This is a genomic window from Paraburkholderia jirisanensis, assembly GCF_054782355.1.
Genome location: NZ_BAAGSQ010000012.1, coordinates 184,391 through 204,449 on the forward strand (window position 1 = coordinate 184,391; position 20,059 = coordinate 204,449).

Annotated in this window: 18 protein-coding genes and 2 tRNA genes; 3 read left to right on the forward strand and 17 right to left on the reverse strand. The window is 64.0% G+C overall.

The features are described 5' to 3' along the window. Nucleotides 1–3: 3 nt before the first annotated feature. Nucleotides 4–2,226: a polysaccharide biosynthesis tyrosine autokinase gene (locus tag ACYVNQ_RS07525; RefSeq protein WP_460901860.1), complete on the reverse strand. Its 2,223-nt coding sequence runs from the start codon at nucleotides 2,224–2,226 to the stop codon at nucleotides 4–6. A 97-nt stretch (nucleotides 2,227–2,323) separates the two neighbouring features. After that, nucleotides 2,324–3,484, reverse strand: a complete 1,161-nt coding sequence (locus ACYVNQ_RS07530) for a polysaccharide biosynthesis/export family protein (RefSeq protein ID WP_460901992.1) — start codon at nucleotides 3,482–3,484, stop codon at nucleotides 2,324–2,326. A gap of 375 nt (nucleotides 3,485–3,859) precedes the next feature. Here ACYVNQ_RS07530 and ACYVNQ_RS07535 point away from each other — a divergent pair, with 375 nt between their 5' ends. Continuing rightward, nucleotides 3,860–4,180: a hypothetical protein gene (locus ACYVNQ_RS07535; protein ID WP_460901861.1), complete on the forward strand. Its 321-nt coding sequence runs from the start codon at nucleotides 3,860–3,862 to the stop codon at nucleotides 4,178–4,180. A 126-nt stretch (nucleotides 4,181–4,306) separates the two neighbouring features. Here the strand turns inward: ACYVNQ_RS07535 and ACYVNQ_RS07540 are convergent, their stop codons facing one another. The 15 genes from ACYVNQ_RS07540 to rnr form a co-directional block, all read right to left on the reverse strand. Then, a complete protein-coding gene (locus ACYVNQ_RS07540; protein ID WP_460901862.1) occupies nucleotides 4,307–5,377 on the reverse strand; it encodes a sugar transferase in 1,071 nt (356 codons plus the stop codon). 173 nt (nucleotides 5,378–5,550) lie between these two features. Continuing rightward, entirely contained in the window at nucleotides 5,551–7,083 is a 1,533-nt protein-coding gene (locus tag ACYVNQ_RS07545) for a mannose-1-phosphate guanylyltransferase/mannose-6-phosphate isomerase (protein WP_460901863.1), read from the reverse strand. Nucleotides 7,084–7,232: 149 nt separating this feature from the next. Continuing rightward, entirely contained in the window at nucleotides 7,233–8,258 is a 1,026-nt protein-coding gene (locus ACYVNQ_RS07550; protein WP_460901864.1) for a helix-turn-helix domain-containing protein, read from the reverse strand. A gap of 751 nt (nucleotides 8,259–9,009) precedes the next feature. Next, a complete protein-coding gene (locus ACYVNQ_RS07555; RefSeq protein WP_460901865.1) occupies nucleotides 9,010–9,621 on the reverse strand; it encodes a hypothetical protein in 612 nt (203 codons plus the stop codon). 31 nt (nucleotides 9,622–9,652) lie between these two features. Beyond that, nucleotides 9,653–9,943 carry a RebB family R body protein gene (locus ACYVNQ_RS07560; RefSeq protein ID WP_460901866.1) on the reverse strand — a complete coding sequence of 97 codons (291 nt, stop codon included), beginning with the start codon at nucleotides 9,941–9,943 and terminating at the stop codon, nucleotides 9,653–9,655. 116 nt (nucleotides 9,944–10,059) lie between these two features. Continuing rightward, nucleotides 10,060–10,617, reverse strand: coding sequence for an RNA polymerase sigma factor (locus ACYVNQ_RS07565; RefSeq protein ID WP_460901867.1), 558 nt, complete (start codon nucleotides 10,615–10,617; stop codon nucleotides 10,060–10,062). Between the two features lie 254 nt (nucleotides 10,618–10,871). After that, nucleotides 10,872–11,393: a Crp/Fnr family transcriptional regulator gene (locus ACYVNQ_RS07570; protein ID WP_460901868.1), complete on the reverse strand. Its 522-nt coding sequence runs from the start codon at nucleotides 11,391–11,393 to the stop codon at nucleotides 10,872–10,874. Between the two features lie 283 nt (nucleotides 11,394–11,676). Next, nucleotides 11,677–12,009 carry a RebB family R body protein gene (locus ACYVNQ_RS07575; RefSeq protein WP_460901869.1) on the reverse strand — a complete coding sequence of 111 codons (333 nt, stop codon included), beginning with the start codon at nucleotides 12,007–12,009 and terminating at the stop codon, nucleotides 11,677–11,679. A 190-nt stretch (nucleotides 12,010–12,199) separates the two neighbouring features. Beyond that, on the reverse strand, nucleotides 12,200–12,595 hold the full coding sequence (locus tag ACYVNQ_RS07580; RefSeq protein WP_460901870.1) for a RebB family R body protein: 396 nt from the start codon (nucleotides 12,593–12,595) through the stop codon (nucleotides 12,200–12,202). Between the two features lie 138 nt (nucleotides 12,596–12,733). After that, nucleotides 12,734–13,066 carry a RebB family R body protein gene (locus ACYVNQ_RS07585; protein ID WP_460901871.1) on the reverse strand — a complete coding sequence of 111 codons (333 nt, stop codon included), beginning with the start codon at nucleotides 13,064–13,066 and terminating at the stop codon, nucleotides 12,734–12,736. An 85-nt stretch (nucleotides 13,067–13,151) separates the two neighbouring features. Then, nucleotides 13,152–13,838, reverse strand: a complete 687-nt coding sequence (locus ACYVNQ_RS07590) for a hypothetical protein (protein ID WP_460901872.1) — start codon at nucleotides 13,836–13,838, stop codon at nucleotides 13,152–13,154. Between the two features lie 241 nt (nucleotides 13,839–14,079). Beyond that, nucleotides 14,080–14,775, reverse strand: a complete 696-nt coding sequence (gene rpiA, locus ACYVNQ_RS07595) for a ribose-5-phosphate isomerase RpiA (protein WP_460901873.1) — start codon at nucleotides 14,773–14,775, stop codon at nucleotides 14,080–14,082. A 108-nt stretch (nucleotides 14,776–14,883) separates the two neighbouring features. Further along, a complete protein-coding gene (locus tag ACYVNQ_RS07600; protein WP_460901874.1) occupies nucleotides 14,884–15,759 on the reverse strand; it encodes an N-acetylmuramoyl-L-alanine amidase in 876 nt (291 codons plus the stop codon). A 131-nt stretch (nucleotides 15,760–15,890) separates the two neighbouring features. Beyond that, nucleotides 15,891–16,646 (reverse strand): 23S rRNA (guanosine(2251)-2'-O)-methyltransferase RlmB, encoded by a 756-nt coding sequence (rlmB, locus tag ACYVNQ_RS07605; RefSeq protein ID WP_460901875.1) that lies wholly within the window; start codon nucleotides 16,644–16,646, stop codon nucleotides 15,891–15,893. 156 nt (nucleotides 16,647–16,802) lie between these two features. Next, complete coding sequence (gene rnr / locus ACYVNQ_RS07610) at nucleotides 16,803–19,250, reverse strand: ribonuclease R (protein WP_460901876.1); 2,448 nt, start codon at nucleotides 19,248–19,250, stop codon at nucleotides 16,803–16,805. A 301-nt stretch (nucleotides 19,251–19,551) separates the two neighbouring features. On the opposite strand from rnr, the gene ACYVNQ_RS07615 reads away from it, so the two are divergent. Then, a tRNA-Leu gene (locus ACYVNQ_RS07615) sits at nucleotides 19,552–19,638 on the forward strand. A gap of 206 nt (nucleotides 19,639–19,844) precedes the next feature. Continuing rightward, a tRNA-Leu gene (locus tag ACYVNQ_RS07620) sits at nucleotides 19,845–19,931 on the forward strand. Nucleotides 19,932–20,059 lie beyond the last annotated feature (128 nt).

The window sequence follows — 20,059 nt, forward strand, 5'->3', positions numbered from 1 at the left end:
ACGTCATTCCTTTGCCGGTTCAGGCGAATCGCTACCGTAGCTGGTATAGCCGTAGGCGCCGTATTCCTTGCCGTAACGGCTTGGCCGTGCCGTCATGTCGTTGAAGATCACGCCGCGAATCGGAACGCCGATCTGCGCAAAGCGCCGCGCCGACTCGCGCAGTTCCGCGAGGTTCGTCACCCCCTGGCGCGCGATCACGAACACGTTGCCCGCCAGCTTCGCGACGATGCCCGAGTCGGCCACCGGCAGGATCGGCGGCGCGTCGATCAGCACCACGTCGTATTCCTGCTCGACGCGCTGCGTGAATTCGAGGAACTTGTTGTGCATCAGGATTTCGCTCGGATTCGGCACAAAGCCGCCGCTTGCGACGAAATCCACGCCCGGCAGGATCTCGCGCCGCACCACCTGCTCGAAGCTCAGGCCGCCCACCACCATTTCGGTGACGCCCGGCGTGCAGGTCGCACCGAGGTAGTGGTGCAGCGAACCGCGCCGCAGGTCGGCATCGATCAGCAGCACGCGCTGGCCCGACGAACCGATCAGCGTCGCTAGGTTCACCGACACGAACGACTTGCCGACCACTGGGGTCGGCCCCGCCAGCAACACGATCTTGTTCGGCGCATCGAGCAGTGCGAATTCGAGCGCGCTGCGGAAGCTGCGCAGGCTTTCCACCGCCGCGTCGCCGGCCGACGTGCGGGCCAGTACGAGGTTGGTGCCGGTGTTGGTCGGCAGGCTGCGCGTGATCTGTTCCTGGGTCTTGCTGCGCGGCACCTGTGCGTACACCATCAGGCCGGTGCCGTATTCGATCTCTTCTGCGCCGCCCACGCCATCGATCAGCTTGCGCTTGACCAGTACCGTCGCGATGCTGAGGAACAGGCCAGTCAGCAAGGCTCCCGCCACCGCAAACGCGCGCTTCGGCCGGATCGGGCTTTCCGGCACGATCGCGCTGTCGACCAGCCGCACGTTGCCGACCTTGCCGGCTTTCAGCAGGCGCAGCTGTTCCTGCGTATTCAGCAGATTCGTGTAGAGGTCGGTGTTGACCTGCACATCTCGTTGCAGACGCAACAGGTTCTGCTCGAGTGGCGGCAGGCCTTTGGTGGTCGCGGCGATATGCTCGAGTTCTTCGCCAGCCGAGGCGAGTTGCGAGTCGATTGCCACCACCGCCGGGTGTTCCGACGTAAAGCGCGCAAGTAGCTGGTCACGCTGCTGCTTTAGGTCGGCGATACGCCCTTGCGCTTCGACCGAGCGCTGCAGCAGCGCAGTCGCTTCGGCGTTCAGGTCGACCGTGCCATGATCGGAACGGAACGTGTTGAACTTGCTTTCCGCGGCTTCGAGCTGGCTCTTCAGTTCCGGTAGCTGACGCTCGAGGAACTTGATCGACTTCTCGGCCTCTTCCTCGGTACGCTCGACGTTCTGCTTCACGTACTCGGAACCGATCGCGTTGAGCACCTCGGTGGTGCGGCGCGGGTCGCTGCCTTCCAGCGCGACGCCGATCACGTCCGACTGCTTGCCTTTTTCGGTGATCAGCAGCGCCTTTTGCAGCACCTGGATCGTCGTCAGCCGCGAATGGCGCGTCAGATCGAAGCTGGCCCCCGGCGCACCGGTTGCCTGCGTAACCATCAGCTCGACTGGGCCCGCCGGCGTGTCGGCACGCAGCATCTCGCCGACCCGGCCTTCGAGCTTCAGCTCCTTGCTCGACAGCGTGTAGTTGCCGCCCTCGCCGAGCTTCAGGCGAAACGGCGCACCGTACATCGTGCCGGGCACTTCGAAGGTCGGCACGTTGATCCTCTCGTCGCCCCACGCATAGCCGCCGAGGCCCGAATGCAGCAGCCCCGACAGATGCCCGGCGATCCACTTGCCGACCACCGGGAAATAGCGCGGCTCGGCATTGACGTAGAGGTTGGTGCGATCCACCGCGCGCGAGATCACCATCCGCGAGCGCAGCACCTCGATCTCTGCCGACGCCGCGGTATGCACCGCAAACATCGACGACACGTCGCTCAGCATGTTGCGCGCCGAGCTCTGGTTCTCTTCCACCTGAACGAGGAGATCCGACTGGTAGACCGGCTCGGCGAGCATCGCGTACGACACGCCAACCAGCGCGCAGCACGACGTGATCGCGGCGATCATGCCGCGGTTCTGGTACAGCAGATCGAGGAAGCTGCCGACGTGCGAGCCTTGCGGCGAATCGGCGTCGAGCGTTTCAAGTTGCAGGTCGCGCTGTGTCATGTGCGTACTCCACATCGGTATGCGTGGGATCGAAGCGTGCCGGAAACCGGCTTGGCGCATGCGTTGTCGCTGCGTCGATCAAGGTTGCGTTTCATCATCAGTAGCCCAGTGCCCGCGTCGTCGAGGCCGCCTGCGTGCTCGGCAGGATCAGGCCGATCACGCGGCTCCAGCGCACCAGTGCGGACGCGTCGACGAACACCACATCGCTTGGCTTCAGCTCGAAGCCGTCGGCGGTCGCCATCGCGGTGGGCGTCGACGCATCCAGATGGAACACGGTCGGCTCGCCCGTTTCGCGTTTGCGCACCACGAAGATCTGCGACGCATCGCCCGAGCCCTGGTTGATGCCGCCCGCTTCGCCGAGCGCCTGGCTCAGGCTCATGCGGCCGTTGTTGAACACGAAGCTGCCCGGCCGCTCGACTTCGCCGACCACCGACACCTTGCTGTCGTTCGACGAGAACACCCGCACCATGTCGCCGTCGCGCAGCACGATGTTGTTCGGGTTGCTGCCCTTCGCGATCAGGTCCGGAAGGTTCACCACCACCGTATCGTCGTGCCGCGTGATCGCCACCTGCGAGCGGTCGCCGTTGGTCGTGAAGCCGCCAGCGCGGTTGATCGCTTCGGGCAGCGTCATCGGCATGTCGTTCAACATCTGCAAACCCGGGTTGCGCACTTCGCCGTCGATATAGACGCGCTTGCTGCGATACGCGGCAATCCGCAGCGTGACCTGCGGATTGCGCAGGTACTTGCTGAGCCGTTTCGAAAGCAGATCGCGGGCGTCCATTTCGGTCAGCCCCGCCACCTTGACCGGGCCGATATACGCGTACTGGACCATGCCGGCGTTGTCGACGGTGTAGCCCGACACCACCGAGTTCGAACCGGTGGCGTCCTGTCCGCCGGCGGCCATCGCTTCAGGCAGATTCAGTTCGGGGTGGTCCCAGATCACGATCGACAGCACGTCGCCTGGGCCCAGCACGTACGGTGCGGGCTTTGCGAACAGTTTGGTCACGCCTTGCGGGATGCCTTTCGGACGCGCCGCGGTTTCTTTCGCAATCAGGTCGCTGTTGATTTCGACCAGCGTGTTGGGCGGCGGCGCATCTTTGCCGTTGGTCCGTGCGGTACCCGACGTACCGTACGGATCCGACTGGATCGTGCCGGTGCCGCTGACACGGCTGCTGTAGCTCATGCCTGGCGACATCGCGCAGCCGGACAGCAGCGCCGCGATCGCGACGACCGCGGCAAGCGGTGCATGTCGTCGCAGCGCGCGTGCGAGGGCCCCGTGCCGGCCGTGCGCAGCGTCTGCGTCAAGGGTTGTGGACTCAAGCGATAAGCCGCACTTAACAGCCTTGGCTTTGCTTGCAAAACCGGACTTGGTGTGTAACATGGTTCTACCCAATCTGTTGGCAGTCCCGCTCACATAACCGTTAAAGGCAACACCATGAGCAAAGAACTATTTCGTACTCTTACCGTGATACCGCTGGCTGCTTTCTCACTTCACGTAGCAGCTCAACTGGTACCCCCCCGACAACCCCTCACCACTACTGAGACTGCACGACAAACCGGCGCGGCGCCAATCAGAAGCGCGTCTACGGGTGCGGTAACCCACATTCATCCCACTTACACCGGTGCGACCCGCATGTCGGCCACTGGCGTGCGTCCTGCATACTCGAGCACGACACCTGCGAATGGCGCTGCTAACCGCGCAAATCCGGTCGGCGCCAATGCCGCCGACGTCGTGCAAAACACCAACCGCCAGACAGCCAGTGCGCCGGTCCGCGCACCGCGTCCTTCGATGCAAAGCTTCCGTTACCGTCCTGCCCGGCAAACCGACGCGACGTCGATGCCGAATCCGTATGCGTATGGCGGCTGGGACGGCAGCTCGGTGCGCGGCAACGGCCAGCTTTACAGTTCGCCGATCACGCCTGCGGTCGCACCGCCTTCGCCGTGGACCCGTTGATGCCGCGCGCCGCCTGCTGAATGCGCGCGGCGTTTGGCTTCAAGCGTGGCCTGGGAGGTTTTGAAGGTCCCAGGCCGAGGTTCCAAAGCCGCCGTCTCAAGCCAAAGGCTCAAGCCCGTTCACGCGTCAATACGCGCCGCTGCCGTACACCACCACCTTGAATGTCTTGAACAGAATCGTGATGTCGCGCGATAGCGACCAGTTCTTCACGTACGCCACATCGAGCGATACGCGCGTTGCGTAGTCGGTGTTGCTGCGCCCGCTGACCTGCCACAACCCCGTCATGCCCGGCTTGGCCATCAGGTAATAATCGACGTCGGTGCCATAGCGTTCGAGCTCCTGATCGATGATCGGACGCGGGCCGACCAGGCTCATATCGCCGCGTACCACGTTCCACAGCTGCGGCAACTCGTCGAGGCTCGTGCGGCGCAGAAAGCGGCCGACCCGCGTCACGCGCGGATCGTCCTTCAGCTTGAATTCGCGCTGCCATTCGGCGCGTGCCTGCGGATCGGTTTCAAGCAGCTGTTTGAGCACCTGGTCCGCATTGGTGACCATCGAGCGGAATTTCAGGCAGCGAAAGCGCCGGCCGTTCAAACCGACACGTACATGCCCGAATACAGCGGGTCCGCCGTCGCGCTTGACGAGCAGCATCAACACACCGAGCACCGGCGAAAGCAGCACGACCAGCGCCAGGCCGACCACGAAGTCAAAGCCGCGCTTGATCGCGAGGCTCGCCACGCCCTGGCCGGTGGTTCCATGCACGCGTTGCGCGCGCGCTTCGCTAGCCGCCGCAACGCGGTGCCGCAACTGGCCCGCGACGTTGAACGCGACCACCGTCAGCGAATGGGCAACCAGCAGCAAGATGCCGCTCGTCAGCGTCCAGTACATGAACCACGGCACCGACAGCACACTGGTGCGCTGGATCAGATACAGCAGCGCAAGGCCGCACAGTTGCACGATCAGCCATGCGATCGTGGTGCGGGTGGCGGAACTGAGCAGCGAGCGGGCGCCCTGCGTCTTCGACGGATAGGTGCCGCAAGCCGGAAATACCGATAGCGCAAGCGCGGCGACGAATGCGACCAGCAGCGCGTCCAGTTCGTAATGCGTTCCCGCGCTCCCCACATTCAGCTGCAATGCGCCGAATGCGCCCAGCACGATCAGCGCGACATCGAGCGCTCTATGAAATAGTCCAGACATTTCGTCACCCCACACCGTTGCCATCGCCGCGCGTGGCGCACAGTGCGTCACGCTCCCCTCAAATCGACACCCAACGCTCGCCCGCGCGGCGACCGGCGAGCCGCGCGCACGCGGCATCGCATCAGGGTCGTCGCGGCTGGCACGCAAGCGCTGTCGGGCGTTTGCTCAAAACGTCATCCCCGGCCGTAGACATCGTCGAAACGGACGATGTCGTCCTCGCCCAGATACGAACCTGACTGCACCTCGATCACTTCGAGCGGCAACTTGCCGGGGTTTTCGAGGCGGTGGCGCACACCGAGCGGGATATAGGTCGATTCGTTTTCGCCGAGCAGGAACTGCTCTTCGCCACGCGTCACGCGCGCGGTGCCGCGCACCACGATCCAGTGTTCGGCGCGGTGGTGATGCAGCTGCAGCGACAGACGCGCGCCCGGCTGCACGACGATGCGTTTCACCTGGAAGCGCTCGCCGCGGTCGATCGAATCGAAAAAGCCCCATGGGCGCCGCACCTTGCGGTGCTGGTCCGCTTCCGGCGCACGTTCGGCCTTGATGCGCGCGACCAGCCCCTTGATGTCCTGCACGCGCGAGCGGTCGGCAACCAGCACCGCATCGGCGGTTTCGACCACCACCACGTTGGTGGTGCCCACACATGCGACGAGGCGCCCTTCCGAATGCGCATAAGTCGCGGTCGCGCCTTCGAACATCACGCGGCCGCGTGCGACGTTGCCGTCGGCATCCTTGTCGTGCGCGTCCCATACCGCGTCCCACGAACCGAGATCCGACCAGCCAGCCTCGAGCGGCACCACCACGCCGTGACACGGCAAGGCCTCGGTGCCGAGGTGCTCCATCACCGCGTAATCGATCGAATCGGCCGGGCTTTGCGCGAATTGCGCGGCGCCCGGGCGCAGGAACGCGCCGTCGGTCTTGCTGTTCTCGAAGGACGCCACGCATGCGTCGTGCATCGCGGGCTGCAGACGTTTCACGGCTTCCAGCCAGATCGATGCGCGCACAACGAAAATGCCGCTGTTCCACCAGTAATTGCCGGCCGCCACGTACTGCGCAGCCAGTTCGGCAGCCGGCTTCTCGACAAAGCATTCGATGCGGCGCGCGCCGTCCTGCAGCGCAGCGCCGAAGCGGATATATCCAAAGCCGGTGTCAGGGCGCGTCGGCGGCACGCCGAGCGTGACGATCGCGCCGCTTTCCGCGTGGCAGGCCGCGGCCAGAATCGCGCGCTGGAAGGCGCCGACGTCGGCGATCGCGTGATCGGCCGGCATCGCGACGAGAATCACGTCCTGGCCTTGCGCGGACGCGACCACTGCGGCAAGCGTCAGCGCAGGCGCGGTGTCGCGCCGGGCCGGCTCAACCACCAGCCGTGCGTTGACGCCGTTCTGCAGCAGTTGCTCGACCGCGACGAAACCGTGCTCCTCGCCGCACATGATGATCGGCGCGGCCAGCACCTTGCGCTCGCCCGGGAAGTTCACCATGCGCGCCACGGTGGTTTGCAGCAGCGACTCCGTGCCGACGATGCCGAGCAACTGCTTCGGGCTGTTCGCGCGCGACATCGGCCACAGCCGCGTGCCCGAGCCGCCCGCCAGCACGACCGGCGCAAGCGCCAGCCCTTGTTCGGCCGGCACTTCGCCCGCCAGACAGGCACGCGAGCGGTCATCAAGCGTGCGGTCTATTACTTCAGTCGATTGGCTGTCTAACATTTCCCATTCCTAACTGTTTGGACGTTTCGTCGATCGGACAATGAACCGCCTGCATGCGTCCGGTTAGCTTTCAGTTTTCCTTTTGCAATATCGTGTGACGGTGCGCCAGCACGCTTAGCCATCCATCTGGTCCGAGCAATGCCGCACACTCAGAACGCGAAGTCGCGTGCCTCCGCTTCAGATGCGGCCGGCACCGCGTATTCGGTGCGCGCCGCACGCTCGCGGCGATTGCGCAGCCGGTATTCGGTCGGCGAAATCGACCAGCGTTTGCGGAAGATCTTCGCGAGGTGATCGCCGTTGCCCATGCCGCTGCGCCGCGCGATCTTGTCGACCGGCAATTCGGTGCCGGCCAGCAGCCGGCAGGTCATGTCGAGACGCGCCTGCAGCAGGTATTCGGAAGGGGTGCTGCCCATCTCGAGCTTGAAGCGGCGCAGGAAATTGCGCTCGCTCATCGCGGCTTCCTGGGCGGCATCCGTCACCGAGATCGGCCGGTCGCAGTTTTCGCGCAGCCATTGCGCCGAGCGCCGTACTTTCTCGCCCACCGTGCTGCCGACGCTACCCAGGAGCGGCATCAGCTTCGGACTCACGCCCGGCATCAAACGCTCGGCGATGTCGCGCGCGGCATCGAGGCCGTGGTCGCGAACCACCAGCGTCAGCGCGCTTTTCATCGCTTCGAAGCGGTCGTCGGCTTGCGCCGCGGGCAAATCGAACACGGACGCCGCCGACGTCGCGCCGGTGGCCGCGGTGTGAGACGCAGCGGATGCGTCGTGAACCAGTTGATCGTGCGGCCTGTCTGCCGTGCTCCTGGTACCGGTGGTGCGCTCCACCGGGCGGCCGACAGGCGATGCATCGACGGCTGTACTGCCGGTCGCGATAAAGAGCGCATCGAACACGTTGTGCGCGCAAGGATCGAGTTCGTCGGTCCACACCTGAACCGCTGCCGAACATGTCACCGCGCCGCCTTGCAGCGACAGCAGCGACACCTGATAGCCGATGTTTTCGCCCCGCCCGTCCTTTACGATCTGATTGGCAAGCTGGAATACTTCGGCAACCATGCCCGCGCCCAGCAACGAAAAGCCTTTCGACAATACGATGCCCACCCGGTGCTTCGCGCATGGCGCGTCGCCTGCGGCATGGCTAGCCGCCCCCGTATGTTCTGTCCCGGCGTACGTCATTTTGATTTCCCCAAGTGGCCGCTCGAGTTGATCTCGACTCGAATAAGAGCGCTGAAAGCCATGGTGCCGACGTCGTTCGGATTATTTGGTATCCGAAACAGATTGAACGCTGGTCGCACATCGATACCTCAGATGTATTGCCATCCGGAACTGCGTCCGGTTCGTTTCAGATCGAAGTGCAGCAACGAGGCTTGCTTGCCGTATCGCTAAACATCCGATCACATCGGCGGTTCTTTTATACAGCAGCATCTGCGCCGCACGCCATCGCTATCCATGCCGTTGTGTGCGGTCTTCAACGTACCCGGGCGCACTGTGGGCAAGCGCACATTCAGGCTTGCAACAACGAAAGCCTGGGGCGTGCGGTAGCGCACGTTTCCATTTCAGAAACCGGCAGGACGGTAGCGTTTGCAGCGGGGAAACGATTCGACTGAACGCGTCGATGGCGATGACATGGCAGATCCGGCGATGCAAGCAACGGCGATTCGCACGCGCTAGCTGCATCACGCGGGAGCATTATTCGTGCGCGTAAAACACGCATCTGTTCGGCATCCCACGTATCGATCGCGAACGCGCGGCGAGCCGCATGCGGGCTCGATGGTCGCGCGCGAAAAAGACAAAGGGCGCAGTCGCGCTGACTGCGCCCTTTGCGGTGGCGCCTGGCATGCCTGTAAGCGACGCCGGGCCGTGCGAGGTGTGTTCCGGTGGCGACGGTGCGCGCGTCAACGCGCGTTTCAATGCACGTCAATGCGGATCAAGTCCCCTTCTTGTCCAGCAGCGCCTGATACTTCTGCAGGCTTTCGTCGATCTTGTCGAGCGCGATACCCGCCGCTTCTCCTTCGATCGCTTCGGCCGCTCCCGCCACCATCGCCGCGGTCGCGACGAACAGGTCGGTGAGCAGCAGCCCCACGGCATCCATGGCCATTCCAGTGGTGTTCTCATCGATCGTCTTCTGCGCGAGATCCTTCAACAGCACGCTCTTGCCCGCGATGGCGAGCGAGGTCGATGCTTCGAAGTAGTTTGCCGCCGCCTGCGCGACGAGGCCGCCCGCCTGGGCAATCATCATGTCGGGGCCGACTGCGATCTGGGTCGTCGCGTACGACGCGGTCTCGGCGTTGATCGCCTGCACAGACTGCATCGTCTGGCGGTTGAGCCGGTCCGGCGCGCCAACCGCATTGGGCGGCTTCAGCAAGTCGGTGAATTTCCTCAAGCGGCTGACCGGCCACGTACGCCCGCGTGCCGCGGGCCGGTCCGCGCGTTGCCCGGCTGCGACCGGAACCGACGCGTCGGGTGCGCGGCTTTCGGGCAGCGCCGGATCGGTCGTCACGTCATCGCGGTCGTCGCTGCGATTGCTTTCGATGTTCATGAGTCGTATGCCTCAAGGAGTCAGGGCGTCATTACGTATCGGGGTGCTGGGCCGGTGCGCCGCCAGTTGCAGGCGGCGAGCCTGTCGCGCCTTTGGCCGACGGCTCGACCGCCAGGATCATCGCCACCGCCTTCGAAACCACTGCGTTGGAAATCTGGTTCAGCGCCGCCTGCTGCTGCGTCATGTTCTGCGCCGATATGCCCACGGCCTGGCTGAACATCTGATAGAGCATGCCCAGCGCCTGGGCCGGCGAGCCGGCGACCACGTTGACGTTGGTCTGCGTCAGCGCATCGGTCACCTGTTGGTTGACTTGATCTGCCACGAGGCCTCCTCGGATCTCGGGTGTGCAGCATCGGATGAACAGGAACGGCAGGCCGGATAACCGGCAAGACCGCGTCTGCCATTACGGACGTTGTGGTGGCGGGTTTGTGAAGACGCTCACGCAAGTTCCGCACGCAACTTCTTGCGCAACAGTTCCACGCGCTTTCTGGCAAGCGGTTCATTGATGCCGAGCGTCGCCGCGATATGCAGGTACGGCCGGTCCTCTTCGAACTTCAGCGTGAACAGCATCTGCTGCTGCGGCGTGAGCCGCGACAACGTTTGCGCGAGGTTCAACACCTGCTGCCTGAGCAACAGCTGTTGCTCCACCGATGGCGTGTAGCCCGCCAGTTCGAGCGTATGGTCTTCATCCCAATCGGCGTTGAATTCGAGCACGCTGTTCTCGCGGCTTCTACGCCGGGCGTAGTCGAGAAACGCATGGTTCAGCGCGAGGAACAGAAACCCGGCCAGGTTCTGCACGCGCTCGGGCGAGCGCTGCAGATAAATGTGAACTTTCAGCGCGGCGTCCGACAGCAGTTCGTCAGCGCGATGAATATCGCCTTTACACAGCAGGCGCGCGCGGCGCCGCAGTTTGCCCTGCATTTCCCGCCAGGTGCGATCGAGTTGCTGCGTCAATGAGGAGTCTGTGCAGGTGTCGGTGTGTCTCGCCGGTTTCATCTTGTGTTTTCCTTGCCGTGGAAAACACAGGATCGGTTCATTCGTATGAAGAACGCAGTCACGCACGTAACAGAGAAGGCACGTGGTCCGCTTTAACGTCATCGGACGGTCTGAAATAAGCGGCATGAATCGTCGAGCCGCTATGCGCGACCCAGCAAGCATCGCTAAGCCGGCTTGACGCGAGCTCAATCGCGACGCGCTCGCGGCCGGCTTATGCCAGGTTCATAGACATAAGTCATTTCAGCCTGGACGCTTTAGTTGCTGTTGATGATGTAGCGGAGCCGATCGGGCCGTTTCACCGTCAGTCCTCTCCTGTGAAGATGGATCAGACCTTCGCGCTGCAGCTTCTGCAACGTGTTGTTAAGGCGTGGCCGGCTGACATTGAGCATGGCCGCGAGAATGCTTTGATTCTCGGGTAACGACACCTCGTGATCGCCGCCTTGCATCCGGTCCAGCAGATGGCGCGCAAGCCGTGCTTCGAGACGATATAGACACGCCGATTCGACGAAGTCGCTCAATTGCTGCAGGTGGCGGCACAACTGTTCGTTGATGCGCAGCATGAACTCCGCATCGGCCAGAAGCGGCGCGAAATACTGGCGATGCAGTAGCGAAATCCGGCAATCGGGGCTGAGTTGCGCGGTAAAGGTTCGCCGGTGCGCGCGCAGCAGCGCGCTCTCGCCGATGAGTTCTCCCGGTAGCGAGTGGCCAAGAATGATTTCGCGCCCGCCGGGTTCGTGCAGCGCCTTATAGACGCGACCGCGATGAACGAACGCCACAAAGTCTTCAGGGTCTCCTTTGAAAAACAATAGGCGGTTGCCTCGCTCAGGCCAGGGAGCGAGGTGCTGCTCGATATGCGAAACGAGGCTCTTCGGCAAAGCCTCCAGTATCGGTACATTGCATGGCGCTTGAGTGCTAGCAGGAACAGACATGTTTTCCGTGCGCAGTTGTAGGAAAGATAACCACCCGACGGAAAACGTTGTCTTAAGGACGCTGTGAAGAAACCCAGGCGCGTCTTCAGCAAAAGGCCGGCGACGATCTCAGGCGTCTGGGCGTGCCGCCCTAGCCGCCGCGCCAGTTGCCGATCGCATTCATGATCTGCGCGATCGCGCCGAGTTGCGACGCGAAGTTGTTGTTCGCCGCTTGAGCCGCGGCCGCAGCCGCGACGGCACTCGGCGTGCTTGCATAGAGCTGCAGGATGCCGACGGTAGTCGACGCCTGGTTGGCAGCCGCCTGGTTCGCCTGCATTTGCACGGCGTTGTGCAGCAAAATGGCCGTTGCGTGGGTGTTCGACTGGAACAGCGTGCCCAACGCGACGGCCGGGGCCTCGCCGGTTACCTTGAGGTTGGTCTGCGTGAGCGCGTCCGTGATGGCCGGTGCGACGTGATCTGGCATGGCGTTTCTCCTGTGCATCTGGCGGCTGCGTATTCATGTCGGCGCAGCGTGTGTGTCGAGGGGCCGATCCGACCTGCGGCCCAACTCGCGTTGAGCTGCCTGCGGCCGTTGTGCGGATGGCTGCGTGGCACCGCAGAAACGGCGGCCCGCGTCGGCGGGCCGCCGTTCGATCTGCGCGTGTGACAGCGTGTCAGGCGCGGGCCCTGACGCTACCGGCAATCGCGATCACGTCGGCCAGTACCGATAGCACGCCGTTTGCGCCGATTGACGTGGCCGCCGCACCCGCGCTCTCCGGCCCGAGCGTGTAGAGCTGCATCGTGCCGACATTCGTCGAGGTTTGCAGCTGAACGGCAGCTTGCGACTGCTGCTGCACAGCGTTCTCGAACAGAATGCCGAGCGAATGGCTTTGGGCCTGATACAGCGTGCCCATCGCCATCGCCGGTGCTTCGGCTACCACCTTGACGTTGGTCTGCGTGACCGCGTCGGTAATCGCGGGATTGACTTCACAGGTCCGACACTCGCAATTGCAATCGTCATCATCGCCGTCGTCGAGCCCCTTCGCTGCTTCCAAGTTCGATTCAGCCATGTTCGCTTCTCCTGGTTTGCTGAGCGCCGACGCATCGGCCTCGCCCAGCGTGGATGTGGATCAAAGGATCAGAGCGATGCCGCGCGAGCGGCGGCTCGCATCACCGAGTCCGCCGCGTCGCCCCGGCGTCGCTTACCTTCAGGCGGGGCTCATCACCTTCGCGATCGCGATCACGTCGGCCAGCACCGACAGAACACCGTTCGAACCGATTTCGGTGGCGGCCGCGCCGGCGCTTTCCGGCCCGATCGTGTAGAGCTGCATCGTGCCCACGTTGGTGGAGGTTTGCGACTGGATCGCGGCCTGCGACTGTTGCTGGACCGCGTTCTCGAACAGGATGCTGAGCGAATGGCTTTGCGCCTGGTAGAGCGAGCCCATCGCCATGGCCGGGGCTTCCGCCACGACCTTGACGTTGGCTTGCGTGACTGCATCGGTGATCGCCGGATTGACTTGACAGACTTTGCAATGAGACATCTTCTACTCCTTGATTGCGGTTAAAAGTCAGGAAGACGCACGCCGGGAGCCGACCGACTTTCTTGTCGCCTGCAAAGCCCACGTGCTACTCCAAGGACGCTTGAGCGGCAGGCGCGTGAACACTGTCCGACACGACATCGAGCGGCGCCAACGATGCCGGCTCGGCTGGCGCTTGCGTTGGCGCAGGCGCGGGCGGTGCATCGGGAAGAAGACACAACGCCTGCATCGATGCGTGGATCTGCCGAACCTGTTCGGCGAGCGGATCGAGATGCTGCTGGAAGCACTTTTCCACTTCCTGCCTGATGAGTTCGGTCAGGTGGTTGCCGATCAGCATCAGCGCCTCACGGTTACTGTCTTGCGGATCCGCTGCAGCGGGCTGGTCCGACGACGCGGGCGAGTCTTCCGGCATCTCGCGCTCGTCGAGCATGCCGGCAACTTTCCGTTGTTCCGACTCGAGCACCTGCAGCGTCGCTTCGTTCTGGGCTTCGATCGACTGCAGGATGCCGCGCATCTTCTCGTAGGCCTTTTGTTGATTGAGCTGCAGAAAATGCTTCATTTGCTCGCGTGCTTCCTGACGGGTTTTCAGCGGCGGCGACGCTGCCGGTCTCGCCGGACGCTGGGCTTGCAACTTGCCTGCAGCCGATGCCGGCTGGCCCGCGGCGTTGTGCCGTAGCCCCTCCAGCAGCACCTGTTGTTCTTGCGGCGAAAGCGCGCGCCCCAGGCGCTTTTCGGCAAGTTGCTGCACCAGCGGGTCAAGTGCTTCGTCACTCATGGCTTGCACCTCCCGGCGGCTTCGTCGCAACGGTTCAATGCGTATGACATAGCGTTCTCCCAGATCGAGGATTCATGACAGTCTTGTCGTAAATTTCGGCAGGACGGCAGTAAGGACGGTCGCCGACGGTGATCTGTGAAGTCCGACGAGCTTCAGATTGCGCCGGGACGAGGCGCACAAATACAAACGCCGTGTGCAGCGAGCCCGCTACACACGGCGTTGAGGTTTGAAGCGTTGGGTTTTAGCGCGGCGGGTAATCGATCCGTTCGACACCGGTATCCGCGCCAAGCAGACACAGGTTCGCACCGCGCGCAGCGAACAGCCCGACGGTCACGACGCCCGGCCACGCGTTGACGAGCGCTTCGAAGGCGAGCGGATCATCTATCTGCAGACCTTTGACGTCGATGATTTCGTTGCCGTTGTCGGTGATGAACGGTGCACCGTCCTGCTTGACGCGCACCACCGGCACACCGCCTAGTGCAGTCACGCGACGGCCGATCGCAGTGCGCGCCATCGGCACGACTTCGATCGGTAACGGGAATGTGCCGAGCGTGGCGACGCGTTTGCTGGCGTCGACGATGCAGACAAACACTTCTGAAACCGACGCGACGATCTTCTCGCGCGTGAGCGCCCCGCCACCGCCCTTCACCATTGCGCCGCTGTGATCGATCTCGTCGGCGCCGTCGACATATACCGGCAGCGTGTCGATCTCGTTCAGGTCGAATACCTTGAAGCCGTGCGCCTGCAAACGCGCGGTGCTCGCCACCGAGCTCGACACGGCGCCACGGTAGCGGCCTTTGCTGGCGGCCAGTGCATCGATGAAGCAGTTCGCGGTGGAGCCGGTGCCGACGCCGATCACCGCGCCTTCGGGCGCAGTGGCATTGACATAGTCGGCGGCGGCCTGACCGACCAGTTGCTTGAGTTCGTCTTGAGTCATGGAGAAAAACGCCTGGCGTGCGGGGAAAACGCTAGTTTACCGGAGTCGCCGGCGCCTAACGTGCCAAACGTGCCTAACGCGATGCAGGCGGTGAAGCTTGACGCAGCGTCACTGCGCCGGCTGCACGCTGCCGGGAAACACCGGCGCGTACTTGTCGAGCAGCGCCTGCGCGATCGCGTCGGTTTCCGCATCCGGATTGCCCGCGTAGTCGCGCGGCCGGAAATGCATCTGGAACGCGGCGAACACACGGCGGGTCTTGTCGTCGAGCACGCCGTCGGTCGCCACCTGATAGCCGTAGCGCGCGAGTTTCAGTTGCAGGCCACGCACGTCGGCAGGCGCATCCGCTGCGCGGCCGGCAAGATCGGTGCTGACGGTGGACGCATCCGGCCATGCGCCGATGCCGGCGTCGTACAGTTGCTTCCACGGAAATAGCGGCCCCGGATCGGTCTTGCGCTGCGGCGCGATATCGCTATGGCCCACTACGCGGGTCGGCGCAATGCCGTAGCGCGTGACGATGTCTTTCGCGAGGCGGATCAGCGCTTCGACCTGCGCCGGCGGATACGGCTGCCAGGTGCGCCCTTGCGGCGTGTCGATCGGGCCGCGGTTGACGTTCTCGATGCCGAGCGACGCCGCGTTCAGTTCGGTGGTGCCTTGCCAGGAACTGACGCCGGCGTGCCACGCGCGCTGCGATTCGGGCACGAGCTGCCAGACCACCGGCTCGCCGTTCTTGACGCGCGGCGCCTCGGGCACCACGTAGTGCGCGCTGACCGGTTCGGTGGTCAGCACGTTCAGCGATTGTGCTTCGCCGATCTCCGTGTAGTGCATCACCAGAAAGCGGATGCGGGAGTCGGCGGATTGGGCGGGATGGCTCGTGTCGGCGTAGTAGGTGCCGCGATCGATGGTGGCGCTGGTGCAGGCGGCGAGCAGCGCCGCGCTTGCGCAAAGCAGCGCGGCGCGCAGTGCGCGGATCCTGGCTGGATTCATGGGTTGGATTGGCCGACGGTGGATCGGTGCGCCGAGGCGCTCCGAGGTGCAATAAGGCGTGCTAAGGCGAACCAAGGCGCACTGTGAAGCGCCTCAGGCGCGCATACCGCGCGCGCCTCTCTCGAGCGTATTTATTTACCCACCGCCGCCACCGCCGCCCGCTGCCGCACCGCCTCGAACAGACACACCCCGCTCGCCACCGAGACGTTCAGGCTCTCGACACTCCCCGCCATCGGAATCCGCATCACCTCATCGCAGGTGTCGCGCGTGAGGCGGCGCATGCCCTCGCCTTCCGCGCCCATCACGAGCGCGACCGGGCCATCGAGTTTGGCCTGATAGAGGCCCACCGGTGCGTCGCCCGCAGTGCCGACCACCCACACGCCCGCCGCCTGCAATTCACGCAGCGCACGCGCCAGATTGGTCACCGTGATGTACGGCACCGTATCCGCGGCGCCGCTCGCCACCTTGGCCGCGGTTGCGTTGAGCCCCACGGCGCGGTCGCGCGGCGCGATCACGGCATGCGCGCCGGCGGCATCGGCCACCCGCAAGCAGGCGCCGAGATTATGCGGATCCGTCACGCCATCGAGCACCAGCAACAGCGCCGGTCCGCTCAACGCGTCGAGCAGTTCCGCCAGATTTTGCGCGAGCGGCATATCCGTTGCGCGCGCAACCACCCCCTGGTGCCGCTCGGTATGCGCGAGCCCCCACAAACGCGTCTCGTCGGCGGCGATGACACGCACACCCGCCTCCTTCGCGACGTGCAGAAACTCGGTCATCCGGCGATCGCGCCGGTTCTGATCGTAGTAGATGTCCTCGACCGTCGACGCGTCGTGCCGCAAACGCGCGGTCACCGCATGAAAACCGTAAAGAACCTTGAGACGTGACATGACTGAAGCAACCTTTGATCGCGCGCCTGATGCGCGCCTGATCGACAATGAAAACCGTGTGCGGCAGCGCGGCCCGCGCGTAAGCGGGCGCGCCGCCGGTTCAGACTCGCGCGCGGCCCGGCACGGCCCGCGCGCAATGCAATGGCAGGACCCGCGTCAGCGCTTCTTGCGCGTCTGGGCCTTCTTCGCGGCGTGTTTCTTCACGGCGCCGCGCGCGGCACGCGCTTCCTTCACCGCGACGCTTTGCGCCGGCGCGGCCTTCTTGCGATGCACGCCGCCCTCCGGCGCGCTGCTCAGCGCGCGCACGCGCGGACCGCTGTCGCTGCGCTCGGCGCCCATCCTCGACGCCGGCGCGCCACGGCCAGCCGACGACGCCTTCGGCGTATCGCGCACCAGACGGAAATCGATCTTGCGCGCGTCGAGGTCGACGCGGCTCACCTGCACCCGCACCCGGTCCGACAAGCGGTAGCGGATACCCGTGCGCTCGCCGCGCAGTTCGTTCTTGATCTCGTCGTACTGGAAGTAATCGGAGCCCAGTTCGGTGACGTGCACCAGCCCCTCGATAAACAGCGCATCGAGCTGCACGAAAATGCCGAACGACGTGACGCCGCTCACCATCCCGCCGTATTCCTCGCCGAGCTTATCGCGCATGAAATAGCACTTGAGCCACGCTTCGACGTCGCGCGAAGCTTCGTCGGCACGGCGCTCGTTGGCCGAGCAATGCAGACCGAGCTCTTCCCAGATCGCGGTGTTGTCGCGGCGGCGGCCGGTGCGCTTTTCGTCCTCGGCCTGCATCGCGCGGGCGCGCGGCGACAGCGCCGTGTTCAGTTCGACGCCATGCGGCGCTTCCGGCTGATACTTGCGGCCCTGCAGCACCGCGTAGATCGCGCGGTGCGTGAGCAAGTCAGGGTAGCGGCGAATCGGGCTGGTGAAGTGCGCGTACGCCTCGTAGGCCAAACCGAAGTGGCCGATGTTTTCCGGGCTGTAGACGGCCTGCTGCATCGAGCGCAGCAGCATCGTCTGTAGCATCTGCGCGTCGGGCCGGTCGCGGATCTGCGCCATCAGCGCCGCGTAGTCGCTCGCGTGCGGCGTCTCGCCGCCGGTCAGCGTCAGGCCCATGCCGCGCAGGAAGGTGCGCAGATTTTCGAGCCGCTCGGTGGTCGGCCCGGCGTGCACGCGGTACAGGCCCGCCTGCTTGTTGCGCTTCATGAAGTCGGCCGCGCAGACATTCGCGGCCAGCATGCATTCTTCGATCAGCTTGTGCGCCTCGTTGCGATGGCGCGGCACGATCTGCTCGATCTTGCCCTGCGCATTGCAGACGATGTAGGTCTCGGTGGTGTCGAAATCGATCGCGCCGCGCTTCTGGCGCGCGGCGAACAGCGACTTGTACACGCCGTACAGGTTCTGCAGTTCCGGCAACAACGCGGCACGGCGTGCAGCCTCCGGGCCTTTGGTGTTGGTCAGCACCGCCGCCACTTCGGTATACGTGAGGCGCGCCGCCGAATGCATCACGCCCGGATAGAACTGGTACGCCTTGATCTCGCCGCGCGCGGTGATCACCATGTCGCACACCAGCACGCAACGGTCGACCTGCGGGTTCAGCGAACACAGCCCGTTCGACAGCTTTTCCGGCAGCATCGGAATCACACGGCGCGGGAAATACACCGATGTGCTGCGCTCGATCGCATCGACGTCGAGGCCGCTGCCCGGCAGCACGTAGTGCGACACGTCGGCAATCGCGACGATCAGCCGGAAGCCGTCGCCACGGCCGACCTTCACCGGCTCGCAGTACACCGCATCGTCGAAATCGCGTGCGTCTTCGCCGTCGATCGTGACGAGCGGCACGTCGCGCAGATCGACGCGATGACGCAGATCCACCGCGCGCACTTCGTCGGGCAGCTTGGCGGCATCGTCGAGCGCGGCCTGGTTGAATTCGTACGGCACGCCGTACTTGCGCACCGCGATTTCGATTTCCATGCCCGGATCGTCGATATCGCCGAGCACCTCGACCACGCGGCCAAGCGGCTGCGAATGGCGGCTCGGGAAGTCGGTCAGCTCGACCACCACCACCTGGCCGACCTTCGCCTTCTTGGTGTTCTGCGTGATCAGGATGTCGTGGCCGATGCGCTTGTCTTCGGGCGCGACGATCAGCGCACCGTTTTCATTCAGCAGCCGGCCGATCACGCGCTTGTTGGCGCGGTCGGTGACCTCGACGATATGCCCTTCCGGCCGCCCGCGCCGGTCGTAGCCGACGATGCGCGCGAGCACGCGGTCGTTGTGCATGACCTTCTGCATCTCGCCGTTGGGCAGGAACAGGTCGTCCTGGCCGTCGTCGCGAATCAGAAAACCGTAGCCGTCGCGATGGCCCTGCACGCGGCCCGCGACGAAATTCGACGGATGGGTAAGCTGGTAATGTCCGCGCGGATCGAGCCGGATCTGGCCGTCGCGCTCCATCGCGGCGAGCCGCTTGAAGAAACCTTCGCGCTCCTGGCGCTTGATCGAAAGCGCTTCGGCGATGTCGTTTGCCGCGAGCGGTGTTTCGCTCGTGCGCAGCACGCCGAGGATTTCTTCGCGGCTCGGGATCGGATACGGATATTTGCTCAAGGGCTTATCGATGGTTTTTCTCGTGGCGTTGGACATCGACGAAGACGTGCCGCGGTGCGGCGCACACCGTGTCAACGTGCTGCTGCGGGCCATTCTATCATCCGTCTCCTGATGCACAGCGGGTTGGCGGGTGCTTGCGCGGGCGCGCGGCGCACGTTTGGAGGCGAGGTGCGGCGTGGGTCGGGTATGGATGCGGTAACTTGCGCGAAACGCTTGACAGCATCGGCCGCCTCGCTATAATTGCGGTCTTCGCTGCAGATCAAACGCAGAACACGCGCAAGATCGGCACGCAAAGCACCCTGCCCAGGTGGCGAAATTGGTAGACGCACTAGGTTCAGGTCCTAGCGGTGGCAACACCGTGGAGGTTCGAGTCCTCTCTTGGGCACCAGATACAAAAAAGCCACCTTCGGGTGGCTTTTTCGTTTGGTTCTGTCTGATTCCCGCTTGATTCCGTCTGGTGTCGCGCTCGTGAGTATTTTCCGCGGCGCGCCAGCCCATCCGTCGATGAACATTGCGAGCTCGTTGCGAACCTCAGCAATTTCCATTTGACACATTGCATCATGCCGCTACAATAGCGGTCTAGCTTCAAGACGTGCCCAGGTGGCGGAATTGGTAGACGCACTAGGTTCAGGTCCTAGCGGTGGCAACACCGTGGAGGTTCGAGTCCTCTCCTGGGCACCAGCTAGCAACAGATGGTCGGAAGCTTCCTGCGATGTCTTCTGAAACGAAAAAAGCCCGCAACTTCAATTGCGGGCTTTTTGTTTTCCGGCACACAGATATACCGCGGGCAGCCAAGTGTCTGAAGCGCA

Coding starts and splice junctions, on each gene's coding strand:
- ACYVNQ_RS07525 (WP_460901860.1), bottom strand. CDS start 2,226: ATGACACAGCGCGACCTGCAACTTGAAACGCTCGACGCCGATTCGCCG.
- ACYVNQ_RS07575 (WP_460901869.1), bottom strand. CDS start 12,009: ATGCCAGATCACGTCGCACCGGCCATCACGGACGCGCTCACGCAGACC.
- ACYVNQ_RS07600 (WP_460901874.1), bottom strand. CDS start 15,759: ATGAATCCAGCCAGGATCCGCGCACTGCGCGCCGCGCTGCTTTGCGCA.
- ACYVNQ_RS07545 (WP_460901863.1), bottom strand. CDS start 7,083: ATGTTAGACAGCCAATCGACTGAAGTAATAGACCGCACGCTTGATGAC.
- ACYVNQ_RS07550 (WP_460901864.1), bottom strand. CDS start 8,258: ATGACGTACGCCGGGACAGAACATACGGGGGCGGCTAGCCATGCCGCA.
- ACYVNQ_RS07580 (WP_460901870.1), bottom strand. CDS start 12,595: ATGGCTGAATCGAACTTGGAAGCAGCGAAGGGGCTCGACGACGGCGAT.
- ACYVNQ_RS07540 (WP_460901862.1), bottom strand. CDS start 5,377: ATGTCTGGACTATTTCATAGAGCGCTCGATGTCGCGCTGATCGTGCTG.
- rpiA (WP_460901873.1), bottom strand. CDS start 14,775: ATGACTCAAGACGAACTCAAGCAACTGGTCGGTCAGGCCGCCGCCGAC.
- ACYVNQ_RS07555 (WP_460901865.1), bottom strand. CDS start 9,621: ATGAACATCGAAAGCAATCGCAGCGACGACCGCGATGACGTGACGACC.
- ACYVNQ_RS07590 (WP_460901872.1), bottom strand. CDS start 13,838: ATGAGTGACGAAGCACTTGACCCGCTGGTGCAGCAACTTGCCGAAAAG.
- ACYVNQ_RS07565 (WP_460901867.1), bottom strand. CDS start 10,617: ATGAAACCGGCGAGACACACCGACACCTGCACAGACTCCTCATTGACG.
- ACYVNQ_RS07585 (WP_460901871.1), bottom strand. CDS start 13,066: ATGTCTCATTGCAAAGTCTGTCAAGTCAATCCGGCGATCACCGATGCA.
- rlmB (WP_460901875.1), bottom strand. CDS start 16,646: ATGTCACGTCTCAAGGTTCTTTACGGTTTTCATGCGGTGACCGCGCGT.
- ACYVNQ_RS07535 (WP_460901861.1), top strand. CDS start 3,860: ATGTCGGCCACTGGCGTGCGTCCTGCATACTCGAGCACGACACCTGCG.